The sequence below is a fragment of the Asanoa siamensis genome (assembly GCF_016862555.1).
Taxonomy (GTDB): domain Bacteria; phylum Actinomycetota; class Actinomycetes; order Mycobacteriales; family Micromonosporaceae; genus Asanoa; species Asanoa siamensis.
In genome coordinates this window covers 1-12,619 of sequence record NZ_BONE01000044.1, presented here as the reverse complement: position 1 = coordinate 12,619, position 12,619 = coordinate 1, and the positions used below count along the sequence as shown (strand labels likewise).

At 73.2% G+C, this 12,619-nt stretch carries 14 protein-coding genes and 1 pseudogene; 9 read left to right on the top strand and 6 right to left on the bottom strand.

Going from position 1 to position 12,619, the window contains the following annotated elements; translation table 11 throughout:
* Positions 1-43: 43 nt before the first annotated feature.
* The 8 genes from Asi02nite_RS25040 (at position 44) to Asi02nite_RS25005 (ending at position 7,277) form a co-directional block, all read left to right on the top strand.
* Positions 44-736, top strand: a complete 693-nt coding sequence (locus tag Asi02nite_RS25040) for a dienelactone hydrolase family protein (protein WP_203716358.1) — start codon at positions 44-46, stop codon at positions 734-736.
* A gap of 9 nt (positions 737-745) precedes the next feature.
* Positions 746-1,486, top strand: coding sequence for a uracil-DNA glycosylase (locus tag Asi02nite_RS25035; RefSeq protein ID WP_373312325.1), 741 nt, complete (start codon positions 746-748; stop codon positions 1,484-1,486).
* Positions 1,487-1,488: 2 nt separating this feature from the next.
* A complete protein-coding gene (locus Asi02nite_RS25030; protein ID WP_203716356.1) occupies positions 1,489-2,202 on the top strand; it encodes a DUF4129 domain-containing protein in 714 nt (237 codons plus the stop codon).
* Complete coding sequence (locus Asi02nite_RS25025) at positions 2,199-2,837, top strand: hypothetical protein (protein ID WP_203716355.1); 639 nt, start codon at positions 2,199-2,201, stop codon at positions 2,835-2,837. The genes Asi02nite_RS25030 and Asi02nite_RS25025 overlap by 4 nt, the downstream gene beginning before the upstream one ends.
* The gene (locus Asi02nite_RS25020; protein ID WP_239127049.1) at positions 2,834-3,889 is read left to right on the top strand and encodes an AAA family ATPase; all 1,056 of its coding nucleotides are present in this window, start codon (positions 2,834-2,836) and stop codon (positions 3,887-3,889) included. Before Asi02nite_RS25025 ends, Asi02nite_RS25020 begins: the two co-directional genes overlap by 4 nt.
* Positions 3,886-5,238 carry a DUF58 domain-containing protein gene (locus Asi02nite_RS25015; protein WP_203716354.1) on the top strand — a complete coding sequence of 451 codons (1,353 nt, stop codon included), beginning with the start codon at positions 3,886-3,888 and terminating at the stop codon, positions 5,236-5,238. Before Asi02nite_RS25020 ends, Asi02nite_RS25015 begins: the two co-directional genes overlap by 4 nt.
* A gap of 8 nt (positions 5,239-5,246) precedes the next feature.
* On the top strand, positions 5,247-5,801 hold the full coding sequence (locus tag Asi02nite_RS25010; protein WP_203716353.1) for a hypothetical protein: 555 nt from the start codon (positions 5,247-5,249) through the stop codon (positions 5,799-5,801).
* 87 nt (positions 5,802-5,888) lie between these two features.
* Entirely contained in the window at positions 5,889-7,277 is a 1,389-nt protein-coding gene (locus Asi02nite_RS25005; protein WP_203716352.1) for an NAD(P)/FAD-dependent oxidoreductase, read from the top strand.
* A gap of 38 nt (positions 7,278-7,315) precedes the next feature.
* Here the strand turns inward: Asi02nite_RS25005 and Asi02nite_RS25000 are convergent, their stop codons facing one another.
* The 6 genes and pseudogenes from Asi02nite_RS25000 to eno form a co-directional block, all read right to left on the bottom strand.
* Positions 7,316-7,693 carry a type II toxin-antitoxin system death-on-curing family toxin gene (locus Asi02nite_RS25000; RefSeq protein WP_203716351.1) on the bottom strand — a complete coding sequence of 126 codons (378 nt, stop codon included), beginning with the start codon at positions 7,691-7,693 and terminating at the stop codon, positions 7,316-7,318.
* 89 nt (positions 7,694-7,782) lie between these two features.
* A pseudogene (locus Asi02nite_RS24995) lies at positions 7,783-8,694 on the bottom strand (Ppx/GppA phosphatase family protein); the annotation flags it as partial.
* Positions 8,695-8,704: 10 nt separating this feature from the next.
* Positions 8,705-9,208: an amino-acid N-acetyltransferase gene (locus tag Asi02nite_RS24990; protein ID WP_203716349.1), complete on the bottom strand. Its 504-nt coding sequence runs from the start codon at positions 9,206-9,208 to the stop codon at positions 8,705-8,707.
* Positions 9,208-9,723 (bottom strand): DUF501 domain-containing protein, encoded by a 516-nt coding sequence (locus tag Asi02nite_RS24985; RefSeq protein WP_203716348.1) that lies wholly within the window; start codon positions 9,721-9,723, stop codon positions 9,208-9,210. Before Asi02nite_RS24985 ends, Asi02nite_RS24990 begins: the two co-directional genes overlap by 1 nt.
* Positions 9,720-10,337, bottom strand: a complete 618-nt coding sequence (locus Asi02nite_RS24980; protein ID WP_203716347.1) for an FtsB family cell division protein — start codon at positions 10,335-10,337, stop codon at positions 9,720-9,722. The genes Asi02nite_RS24985 and Asi02nite_RS24980 overlap by 4 nt, the downstream gene beginning before the upstream one ends.
* Positions 10,338-10,407: 70 nt before the next feature.
* Complete coding sequence (gene eno, locus Asi02nite_RS24975) at positions 10,408-11,694, bottom strand: phosphopyruvate hydratase (protein ID WP_203716346.1); 1,287 nt, start codon at positions 11,692-11,694, stop codon at positions 10,408-10,410.
* A gap of 126 nt (positions 11,695-11,820) precedes the next feature.
* Here eno and nudC point away from each other — a divergent pair, with 126 nt between their 5' ends.
* Positions 11,821-12,618 carry an NAD(+) diphosphatase gene (gene nudC / locus Asi02nite_RS24970; RefSeq protein ID WP_239127047.1) on the top strand — a complete coding sequence of 266 codons (798 nt, stop codon included), beginning with the start codon at positions 11,821-11,823 and terminating at the stop codon, positions 12,616-12,618.
* Position 12,619 lies beyond the last annotated feature (1 nt).

The window sequence follows — 12,619 nt, the reverse complement described above, 5'->3', positions numbered from 1 at the left end:
GCAAGAGGCAGCCGACGACGTCTGACCCCGACAGGAGAGGCCCATGGGTACGAACATCAGCTACCCGAGCAACGGAGACACCGCCGAGGCCTACCTCGCCCTTCCCGGCGTGGCCGGCGCCCCCGGCGTGATCGTGTTGCACGAGTGGTGGGGCCTCACGCCGCACATCACCGCGATCGCCGACCGGTTCGCCGAGGCCGGCTTCGTCGCCGTCGCCCCCGACCTCTACCGCGGCGAGTCGACCGCCAACCCCGAGACGGCCGCCCGGCTCAAGGAGGCGCTGCCGCTCGACCGGGCCGCCGGCGACATCGCCGGCGCCGCCGACCTCCTGGCCGCGCACCCCGACGTCACCGGCGAGATCGGTGCCGTCGGCTTCAGCATCGGCGGCAGCCTCGCGCTCTGGGCGCCGACGCTCTCCGACCGCATCACCGCCGGCGTCGGCTTCTACCCGTCGATCCGCTGGTCGGCGCTGCGCCCCGACTGGTCCCGCTACGCGGGCAAGCACGCGGTGATCCACTGCTGCGAGGAGGACGGCACCTCGTCGGCCGAGGAGGTGCGGGCGGCCGCGAGCGCGATCGAGGGCGCCGGCGGCACCGTCAAGCTCTACGACTACCCCGGCAGCCGGCACTCGTTCTTCAACGACGACCACCCGCAGAGCTACGACCGCGTCGACGCGGTGACCGCGTGGGCGCGCACGATCGAGACCGTCCGGAGGCTCGCGCCCACCGTGGTGTAAGAACGGGTGGTGGTGCACTCCCCCGCCGAGGTCGCGCGATACGCGGCCGGCGCGGCCGACCTGGCCGGTCTCGACGCCGGCATCGTCGACTGCTTCGCCTGCCCCCGCCTGGTCGCCTGGCGCGAGGAGGTGGCGGCGACGAAGCGGGCCGCGTTCCGCGACCAGGTCTACTGGGGACGGCCCGTGCCCGGCTTCGGCGTCGCGGACGCGCGGATCGGGATCCTCGGGCTGGCGCCGGCGGCGCACGGCGGCAACCGCACCGGCCGGATCTTCACGGGTGACCGCTCCGGTGACGTGCTGTTCGCGGCACTGCACCGGGCGGGCCTGGCCAACCAGCCGACCAGCGTGGCGGCCGACGACGGGCTCGCCCTGCACGATCTGCGGATCTTCGCGTCGGTCCGGTGCGCGCCGCCGGACAACAAGCCCACGCCGATCGAGCGCGACACCTGCGCGCCCTGGCTCTGGCGCGAGCTCGAGCTGATAAAACCGACAGTGCGCGTCGTGGTCGCGCTGGGTGCGTTCGCCTGGGCCGCGTGGTGGCCGGCCATGAGCAGGGTGTACGGCCGGACCCCGCCCAGTCCGCGCCCCGCGTTCGGCCATGGGGCACACTGGACGAGCCCGGACGGTGGAGTACCCCACCTGCTCGGGTGTTACCACGTCAGCCAGCAGAACACCTTCACCGGCCGGCTGACACCCACGATGCTCGACGAGGTCTTCGCTCGGGCGAAGGAGCTGGCCAGGGGGGCTTGAGCATGGATCTCGGATCCCTGCGCCGCTGGTGGCCGCTCGCGCTGGTGGTGGGCCTCCTCGGCCTCGCCGCGCTGGCCGCGGGCCACTCGTCGCTGCAGATCGGTCAGGCCGAGCCCCGCCCGGTGAGCACGCCGGCGGCCGGTGCGCAGGAAGACTTCAGCACGCCGATCGCCCCGACGTTCCCGCCGGAGCCCGAGGAGGTCGCCGCGGCCGAGCCCCGCGAGCTGCCCGGCTGGCTGGCGCCGGCCGCGATGGTGCTCTGCGCCGCGGTCGCGCTCGCGGTCGTCGTCGTGGTCATCTGGATCCTGGTCCGCGACGGTCTGCGCCGGCTGCGCCGCCGCCCGGTGCGCTACGCCGACGAGCCCGCAGCCGTGCCCGACGCCGCCCAGGTGGTCGCGGCCGTCGACGCCGGCCTGACCGACCTGTCGGACACCGACGGCGACCCGCGCCGCGCCGTGATCGCCTGCTGGCTCCGGCTCGAACAGGCGGCGGCCGCGGCCGGCACGCCCCGGCAGGTCGGCGACAGCCCGACCGACCTGGTCGCCCGTCTGCTGCACGCCCACCAGGTCAGCGCCGACGTGCTGGCCGCGTTCGCCGACGTCTACCGCGAGGCGCGGTACGCCACCCACGCGGTCGACGACCGGATGCGCGCCCAGGCCCGGTCCGCGCTACAGCGCATCCGCACCGAGCTCACCACCAGCGAGGTGCCGGCATGACCACGACCCAGGCCGGCGCCGACTACGACGACGACCTCGACGGTCGGGTCGACGACGAGACCCTGATCGACGACCTCTTCGCGTTCGAGGAGGACGACGAGCCGGGCCCGCTCACCGCCCGCGCCGGCACCGGCCTGCGCTGGTGGATCAAGGCGACCCTGGCAGGCGCGGCAGGCGCCGCCGTCGTGGTGTTCGGCCTGCGGATCTTCGGTTACACGGTGCCCGTGGCGGCGGTCGTCGGCGTCATCGTCGCGCTGATCGGCCTGCGCCGGGTGACCAGCCTGCTGCGCCCGCCCCAGCTCACCCGCAACCGGCGGCGCGCCGGGGCGACGGCCGAAGACGGCTCCTACAACTTCGCCGACCGCGACGCGCTGCGCACGGTGGTCGGCCGGTGGGAGCGGTTGTTGCAGCGGGCCGGCAACGACAACGGCTCCGCCCGCGCGGTGCACCGCACGCTGGTCGAGGTCGTCGACGAGCGGCTGCGCCAGCGGCACGGCCTGACCCGGGCCGGCGACCCCGACCGCGCCCGCGACCTGCTCGGCGAACAGCTCTGGGCCTACCTGGCCACCCCGCCCACCCGCAACCTGGCGCCGCGCGACGCGGCGGCGTACATCCAGTCATTGGAGAGGCTATGAAGGACCTGGTCCCCGTACCCGTCTACGAGGTCGGCCGGATGGCGCGGGCGGTGCTCGACTCGGTCGGCAGCGTGGTGGTCGGCAAGCGGGACGCGCTGGAGCTGGTCCTGGCCGGCATCCTGGCCGGCGGTCACGTGCTGCTCGAAGACCTGCCGGGTCTCGGCAAGACGCTGACCGCCCGGTCGTTCGCGCAGGCCCTGGGCCTCGACTTCCGCCGGCTGCAGTTCACCCCCGACCTGCTGCCGGCCGACGTCACGGGCTCGTTCCTCTACGACCAGCGGCGCGCGGACTTCAGCTTCCGGGCCGGCCCGGTGTTCACCAACCTGCTGCTCGCCGACGAGATCAACCGGACGCCGCCGAAGACCCAGTCGGCGCTGCTGGAGGCCATGCAGGAGAAGCAGGTCTCTGTCGAAGGCGTCACCTACCGGCTCGACCCGCCGTTCCACGTGCTCGCGACCGCGAACCCGATCGAGTACGAAGGCACCTACCCCCTGCCGGAGGCGCAGCTCGACCGGTTCCTGCTCCGGGTGTCGTTCGGCTACCCCAACCGCGACGAGGAGTGGGAGGTGCTGCAGCGCCGGATGTCCCGCCGGCGCGAGGAGGCCGAGCTGGAGCCCGTGGTCGACGCCGGCACGCTGCGCGGCATGCAGGCCGCGATCGAGGACGTCGCGGTCGAGGACTCGATCGGCCGCTACATCGTCGACCTGACGGCCGCCACCCGCGAGCACGCCTCGGTGCTGGTCGGCGCGTCGCCGCGGGGCTCGCTGGCGCTGCTGCTGCTGGCCCGGGCCAAGGCGGTGCTCGCCGGCCGCGACTACGTCGTGCCCGAGGACGTCAAGGAGGTGGCCGTGCCGGCGCTGGCCCACCGGATCACGCTGCGGCCCGAGATGTGGCTGCGCCGGGTCGACCCGTCGTTCGTCGTCTCCGAGGTCCTGGCCCAGACGCCGGCCCCGGCCAGCGGCGCGCTGCCCAGCTACAACGCGCTGACCGACACCAACCCCGGGGTCCGCCTGGCCGAGGTGCCGGCGCCATCACGGCACGCTTCGCAATGACCCTTCTCGAGGAACGGCCCGTCGTCGAGTCGCCGGTCGAGGAGCAGACCGAGCCGCAGTGGGTGCCGACCCGTGCGCTCGGGCGGGCGGTGCTGCTCACCGGCCTGCTGCTGATCGCCGGCGTGCTGCTCGGCCGGGTCGACCTCGTCGTGCTCGCGACGCCGTTCGCGATCGGCACCGCGTTCGCCCTGCGCCGTCGCCCCGTCGCGGTGCCCAAGGCGCGCCTCGGCACCGACGACACCCACCACGTCGAGGGCGCCGCGCTGACCGCGGGCGTACAGGTCGTCAACCGCGACACCGTGGGGTACGACCTGGTGGTCGTGCGTACCCTCGTCTCGCCCTGGCTCGCCGTGGAGAAGGCCGACCGCCCGCACGTCGTCACCGTGCCCCGCGGCGGCACCAAGGAGATCGAGCTCGACGGCGAGGCGCTGCGCTGGGGCCGGCACCCGCTGGGCCCGGCCTCCGCCCGGATCACCGCCTGCGACGGCCTGATCGCCGGCCGGCCGGTGGTCAGCAGCGCCCGCAACGTCCGGGTCTACCCGATGACCGAGCCGTTCGACGCCGACGAGGCCATGCCCCGCGCGGCGGGCCTGGTCGGCGGCCACCGCTCCCGGCGCCCCGGCGAGGGCGGCGAGCTGGCCGGCGTGCGGATCTTCGGCCCCGGCGACCGGCTGCGCCGCATCGACTGGCGGGTCTCGCTGCGCACCGAGCGCCTGCACGTGGCCGCGACACTCTCCGACCGCGACGCCGAGGTCGTGCTGCTGCTCGACGTGCTCAACGAGGCCGGCCGCTCCGGCGGGGTCAAGGGCTCCGCCTCGGTCATCGACACGACGGTCCGCTCGGCGGCCGCCATCGCCGAGCACTACCTGCACCGCGGCGACCGGGTCTCGCTGCTCGAATATGGTCCGATCGCCCGCCGCCTGCGCCCCGCCACCGGCCGCCGGCAATACCTCACGGTGCTGGAATGGCTGCTGGACGTGAAGGTCTACCCGGCCGAGTTCCAGCCCTACGACACGGTCTTCGGCTCCCAGGTGCTCTCCCACAACGCGCTGGTCGTCGTGCTCACCCCGCTGATCGACAACCGCTCGGCGGAGATGCTGGCCAAGCTGGCCCGGTCCGGCCGGTACGTGGTCGCCGTCGACACCCTGCCCGCCAAGGCCGCCCCGCCCGCCCGCGGGCCGTGGACCGAGATCGCCCACGGGGTCTGGCGGCTGGAGCGGGACAACATGATCGGCCAGCTTCGCGAGCACGGCGTCCCCGTCGTCGCCTGGGCCGGCGCCGGCAGCCTCGACATGGTGCTGCGCGACGTCGCCCGGCTGGCCTCCGCACCGAAGGCGGTGGGCCGATGATCGGCGCGATGACCGGGTCCCTCCGCCGCCTGCACACCAAGATCAGTCGGGCCACGCTGATCCCGCTGCTGGTCCGAGTCGCGATCTTCGCCGCGTTCCTGGCCGCGATGGGGTTCGCGTTCCCGCCCGCGCTGTTCTTCGGGCGTACCGTCGCCGCCCTGGTCGTGGTCGCGGTCCTGCCGGCGCTGGCCCCGCGCGGGGTGACCACCACGCTGCTGATCGTGGCTATCGTGGTCGGCTGGGTCGCGGTGACGGCGCAGTCGGTCGACGGCATCCAACTCTGGCGGCTGCTCGGGCTCTCCACCTCGCTCTACCTGGCGCACACCCTGGCCGCCCTGGCGGCGGCGCTGCCCAGCGACGCGGTGGTCGCGACCGAGGTGCTGGCCCGCTGGGTGGCCCGGGCGGCGGCGGTCGTGCTGGCCGCGGCGGTCTGCGGCGTGCTGCTGGTCTCGATCGCCGGATCCGGCGACGGCGAGGTGCTCACGGTGGCCGCGCTGGGCGGTCTGGTGGTGGCCGTCACGATCGCCGCGCTGCTCGGTTGGCTGGTCAAGCGCCGGGCGTGACAGTAGTGGAGGTCACATGGTTGTCCTCCATCACAAATCGCCCTTCTGAGTGCGCGTTTCATCCTTGACAAGAGGATCGTTGTCGTCGTGAGACCTCAACGGATTCTTGTGGTCGGTGCCGGGCACGTCGGGCTCTACGCGGCTCTTCGCATGCAGAAGAAGCTCCGCTCCCGTGAGGCCGAGGTGATCGTCGTCGATCCTCAGCCGCACATGACCTACCAGCCGTTCCTGCCTGAGGCCTCGGCGGGCAACATCTCCCCCCGGCACTCCGTGGTGCCGCTGCGCCGGGAGCTCAAGCACTGCACGATCGTGGCCGGGACCGTCACCGACGTCTCCCACGCCCGCAAGGTCGCCACGGTGCAGCCGATCGTGGGCCCGCCGCGCGAGATCGAGTACGACCACATCGTGCTCGCGCCGGGCTCGGTCTCCCGCACGCTGCCGATCCCGGGCCTGCGCGAGCACGGCATCGGCTTCAAGACCATCGGCGAGGCCACGTTCCTCCGCAACCACGTGCTCGACCAGCTCGACGTCGCGGCCGCGACCACGGACCCGGAGGTCCGCAAGCGCGCGCTCACCTTCGTGTTCGTCGGCGGCGGCTACGCCGGCATCGAGGCGCTGGCCGAGATGGAGGACATGGCCCGCGACGCCGCGAAGCGCTACTACCCGGAGATCGCCAAGGGCGAGATGCACTGGGTGCTGGTCGAGGCGACCAACCGGGTGCTGCCCGAGGTCGACCGCGACATGGGCGCGTACACCGTGCAGCAGTTGCTCAAGCGCAAGCTCGACATCCGGCTCGGCACCCGCCTCGAGTCGTGCGTCGACGGCGTCGTCAAGCTCTCCGACGGCGACAGCTTCCCGGCCGACACGATCGTCTGGACCGCGGGCGTCAAGCCGTCGCCGATGCTCGACTTCGTCGACCTCCCGCGTGACCAGCGCGGCCGCCTGACGGCCAACGCCGCCCTGCAGATCGTCGACGGCGACGAGGTCGTCGAGGGCGCCTGGACGGCCGGCGACTGCGCCGCGGTGCCGGACCTGACCAGCACGGTGCCGGGTGCGACCTGCTCGCCGAGCGCCCAGCACGCGGTGCGGCAGGCCAACCGGCTCGCCGACAACATCCGCGCGGTGATCCGGGGCCGCAAGCCCGTCGACTACCGCCACAAGCACGTCGGCAGCGTCGCGAGCCTGGGCCTGCACAAGGGCGTGGCCCAGGTGTACGGCATCAAGCTCACCGGCCCGCTGGCCTGGCTGATGCACCGCGCGTACCACCTCAGCCGGATCCCGTCCTTCGACCGCAAGGTCCGGGTGCTGTTCGACTGGGTGCTGGCGTTCTTCCTGCGCCGCGAGGCGGTCTCGTTGGGCCAGTTGCACGCGCCGAAGGACGAGTTCTTCGACGTGACACCGCACATCGACCCGCCGCCGTCGGTGCCGCTGCCACCGAAACACGACCGGGAACCGGTGACAGCCGGCCGCAGATGACGAAAGGGGCGCCCCCGCCGGGGGGCGCCCCTTTTCGCTCAGGCGTAGAGCGCGCGCAACGCGCGGGCGATCTCCGGGACCTCGGTCATCGCGCCGCTGGCCACCGCCATGACCAGCGCCTCGGCCTCGTCCACGTCGACGTCCCGGACCGGCACCGCGTTCAGCGCCAGGTAGACCCGGGCGGCCACCCAGGCGAGCCGCTTGTTGCCGTCGATCAGGGCGTGGTTCATGCAGATCGAATGCAGCAGCGCGGCGGTCTTGGTCCACAGGTCGGTGTAGGCCTCCTGGCCGAACGCGACCGTGCCAGGGCGTACGGCGGCCGACGAGAGCAGCCCGAGGTCGCGGATCTGCGGTTCCTCGCCCAGCATGATGCCGGCGATCGCGACGAGATCGTCGACCTCGAGGTACGTGTTCACTGGGCCAGCCGCCGCAACAACTCCGCGTCCCGCTCGACCACGTCGGCGGCGAGCGCGCGGACGCGCCCGGGACCGGTGTCGGCCGGCACCAGGCTGTACGCGATGCCGTCGAGGATGTCGTGCTCCGAGGCGATCACCGAGGTCATGCCGGCACGTTCCATGATGATGCGGAGCACCAGGGCGCCCGCGCCGATCACGTCGGCCCGGCCCGGGTGCATGATCGGCAGTTCCATCCGCTCCGCCGGCGTCTGGGCCAGCAGGTCCGCGGTCACCTTGGCCACGTCGTCGTACGAGACCCGGGCGTGGTGGATCCGGGCCGGGTCGTAGCCCGGCAGGTCCAGGGCGATCCCGACCACCGTGGTGACCGAGCCCGCCAGGCCGACCAGCGTTGCCGCGTCCCGGCCGGGCACCGCTTCCAGAGCGCGGTCCACCGCCGCGGCGATGTCGGCCTCCGCCGCCGCCACCTCGGCGGCCGTGGGCGGCGTGCTGTGCAGGTGGCGCTCGGTCATCCGGACGCAGCCGATGTCGACCGAGATCGCCGCGTCCGGGCCGGCGGCGGACGAGCCCGTGACGAACTCCGTCGAGCCGCCGCCGATGTCGACGATCAGGAACGGTGCCGGCGCCACCAGGCCGCGCACCGCGCCCGTGTAGGACAGCCGCGCCTCCTCGTCGCCCGTCACGACCTCCGGGGCCACGCCGAGGGTGGTCAGCACCATCCCGGTGAAGTCGGCGGCGTTGGCCGCGTCGCGGGAGGCGGAGGTGGCGCACATCCGTACCCGGGATGCCCCCAACGCTCTGATCTGCGCCGTGTAGTCGGCGAGCGCGACCCTGGTGCGCTCGATGGCCTCCGGCGCCAGCCGGCCGGTCTGGTCGACACCCTGGCCCAGCCGGACGATCTCCATCCGGCGGGTCACGTCGGTCAGGCGCCCGTCGTCGCCGACGTCCGCGACGAGCAGACGGATGGAGTTGGTCCCACAGTCGATGGCAGCTACCCGCGTCACAAGGTCGACACTACGAGAGGTGCAACAGCATCCGGGTGTTGCCCAGGGTGTTGGGTTTCACCCGTTCGAGGTCGAGGAACTCCGCGACACCCTCGTCGTACGAGCGCAGGAGCTGCTCGTAGACGGTCGGCGGCACCGGGGCGCCGTCGATCTCGCGGAAGCCGAACCGGCCGAAGAACTCGGTCTCGAACGTGAGCACGAACACGCGGCGGACGCCGATCTCGCGCGCGGCGGCCAGCAGCGCGGTCACCAGCTCGTAGCCGATCTTGCGGCCCTGGTGGGCCGGGTCGACCGCGACCGTGCGGATCTCCGCCAGGTCCTCCCACATCACGTGCAGGGCGCCGCAGCCGACCACGGTCTCGCCGTCGACGGCGACCCAGAACTCCAGCACGTCTTCGTACAGCGTGACCGTCGCCTTGCTGAGCAGCCGGCCGCCGGTGCTGAACGCGTCGATCAACCGGCGGATGGCCCGCACGTCACCGGTGCGGGCCCGGCGGACGACGATGTCGGCCATCAGTCGGCGACCTCGACACAGGGGCCGCCGTCCCACCACGAGCCGATCTGGGCCAGCGCCTCGTCGCCGAACGGGTTGACGCCCGGGCCGACGGCGAGCGCGTGCGCGACCAGCACGTGCAGGCACTTGACCCGGCCGGGCATGCCGCCGGCCGAGATGCCGTCGATCTCCTCGACGTGCGCGACCGCCTCGCGCCGGGCGAGGTAGTCCTCGTGCGCGGCCCGGTAGTGCGCGGCCAACTCCGGGTCCTCCGCGAGCCGCGCGGCCATCTCCTTCATCAGCCCGGCCGACTCCAGCCGGCTGCACGCCGCCGTGGTCCGCGGGCAGGTCAGGTAGAACAGGGTCGGGAACGGGGTGCCGTCGGCCAGCCGGGGCGTCGTCTCCACGACGTCGGGCAGCCCGCACGGGCAGCGGTGCGCGACCGACCGGATCGCCCGTGGCGGACGGCCGAGCTGCGCCGCGACGGCGGCCCGGTCGCGCTGCGAGGCCTCTTCGCGGACAGGTGGGGGGATCATCCGGCACGCTCCGAGTTGGCGGCCTCGACGCTCGACCAGAGCGTGTCGTACCAGGGGTCGGGCTCGGGCGGGGTGGCGCTCGGCGGCGGCAGGCCCGCGTCGCGGGCGGCGCCGTCCGGGTCGGAGAGCAGGATCAACAGCTCTTCGCCGGGGAGGACCATGAAGAAGCGGCTCCTCGCCTGGGTCTTGATGTAGTTCGGGTCTTTCCAGAGCTCGGCCTCGGCCTGCAGGCGCTTGATCGTCTCGCGCTGTGCGGCCTGCGCCGACTCGAGCTCGGCGATGTCGGACTGCTGGTTGAGATAAACCCTGATCGGGTACGTGTACGCCAGCGCGAGCGCGATCAACACCGCCACCAGCACGGTCGCCCGGCCGGTGAGCCGGCGCGGCTGCGGTGCGGCGGTGCGGCGGGCGGTGCCCGACTCGGTGCCCCCGCTGGTGCGCCGGGTGGCGACCGGGCGGGTGGCCTTGCGGGGCGCGTTGCCCGTGCGAGCCGGCGCGGCGGCGGTCTCCCGGGTGGTCGCCCGACCGGTTGCGCGGCCCGCGGTGCCCCGGGCACCACCGCTGCTCGGGCGACGGGAGGGCCCCTGCCCGCTCGGCATTCGCCGCTGCGTCACAACCCGACACCCCCTCCCCCGAGGTCCCGGCGCGCCGGGGCCTCCGTGGAGGCCCCGGACACACGCGGGGTCAGCTAGCCGAACGGTACCTCGGGAACGCCCCGGCACCGGCGTAGCGCGCCGCGTCCGCGAGTTCCTCTTCGATCCGGAGGAGCTGGTTGTATTTCGCGACCCGGTCGGACCGGGCGGGCGCGCCGGTCTTGATCTGGCCGGAGCCGACCGCGACGGCCAGGTCGGCGATCGTGGTGTCCTCGGTCTCGCCGGAGCGGTGGCTCATCATCGTCGAGAAGCCGGCGCGGTGGGCCAGGTCGACCGCGTCGAACGTCTCGGTCAGCGAGCCGATCTGGTTGACCTTGACGAGCACCGCGTTGGCGGAGCGCTCGGCGATGCCGCGGGCGATCCGCTGCGGGTTGGTGACGAACAGGTCGTCGCCGACGATCTGCACGCGGTCGCCGACGCGGGCGGTGAACCCGGTCCAGCCGGCCCAGTCGTCCTCGGCCAGCGGGTCCTCGATCGACACGATCGGGTAGTCCGCGACGAGCTTCTCGTAGTAGGCGCTCATCTCGTCGGAGCTGCGCTTCTCGCCCTCGAACGTGTAGACGCCGTCGGCGAAGAACTCGGTCGCGGCCACGTCGAGCGCGAGCACGATGTCGGTGCCCAGCCGGTAGCCGGCCTTCTCGACCGCCTCGGCGATCAGGTCCAGCGCGGCGGCGTTGGTCGGCAGGTTCGGGGCGAAGCCGCCCTCGTCGCCCAGGCCGGTCGACAGGCCCTTGGCCTTCAGCACCGTCTTGAGCGCGTGGTAGACCTCGGCGCCCGAGCGAACGGCCTCGCGGAAGGTCGGCGCGCCGATCGGGGCGATCATGAACTCCTGCACGTCGACGTTCGAGTCGGCGTGGGCGCCACCGTTGAGGATGTTCATCATCGGCACCGGCAGCAGGTGCGCGTTGGGCCCGCCCAGGTAGCGGAAGAGGCTCAGCTCCGCCGAGTCGGCGGCGGCCTTGGCGACGGCGAGCGAGACGCCGAGGATGGCGTTCGCGCCGAGCTGCGACTTGTCGGGCGTACCGTCGATGTCCAGCATCTTCTGGTCGATCAGCCGCTGCTCGCTGGCCTCGTAGCCCAGGAGCTGGTCGACGATCCGGTCCTCGATGTTGGCGACGGCCTTCTCGACGCCCTTGCCGTTGTAGCGGCTCTTGTCGCCGTCACGCAGTTCCAGCGCCTCGAACGCGCCGGTCGACGCACCCGACGGCACCGCGGCCCGCGCGATCGTGCCGTCGTCGAGCCCGACCTCGACCTCGACGGTGGGGTTGCCGCGCGAGTCCAGGATCTCCCGGGCGACGATTCCCTCAATGGTGGCCACTGTTCCGACTCCTACCGTGTGTTGATGGTCGTGGTCTCGCGGCCGCGACGTTGCGTCCCCTGGGGCTGTCGCTGTCGCGACACCGCTTCCCCACGTAGGAGCGTATCGGGCGCTACGGTGGGCTCCGTGAGCCGGTTCGTGCCTGACGCCGTGGCCGTGGTGCCGCCCAGTCCGTCCGACCACTGCGTGCTCGTCGCCGGTCGCCGGCTGTTGACCCCGTTCCCGCGCCACGCCGACCTGTCCGCGCTCGGCGACGACGTGACCTGGGTGCCGCTGGGCGCGCTCGACGGCGTACGGGTCTGGGCGGCCGGGCTGCCCGAGAAGATCGACACGCTGGGCCGGTGGCGGCCCTGGCCGGCGGTCGCGGCGACCCTGGCCGAGCCACTGGCCGCGCTGGCCGGTCGGGCGCTACAGATCGTGACGTGGCGCCGGAGCCACCGCTACTGCGGAGCGTGCGCGACGGAGCTCGCCGACGTGCCCGGCGAGCACGCGCGCCGGTGCCCCGGTTGCGACCTGTATGTGCCGATGCAGCTCTCCCCCGCGGTGCTGACCGCGATCCGCCGCGGCGAGGAGATCCTGCTGGTCAAGCACACCTACGGGCCGACCGAGCTGTGGGCGCTGGTGGCCGGCTTCGTCGAGGCCGGCGAGTCGTTGGAGGAGGCGGTGCACCGCGAGGTCGCCGAGGAGGTCGGGCTCACGGTCTCCGACCTGCGCTACTTCGGCAGCCAGCCGTGGGCGATGTCCGGCCCCGGCGTCGTGCTGACCGGCTTCCTGGCCACGGCCGCGCCCGACGCCGAGCCGGTGATCGACGGCAAGGAGCTCGCCGAGGCCCGCTGGTGGCCGCTGCGCGAGCTGCCCGACGCGCTGCCGCCGGCCTACTCGATCTCCCGCTGGCTGATCGACGCGGCGGCCAAGGCGGTCTAGA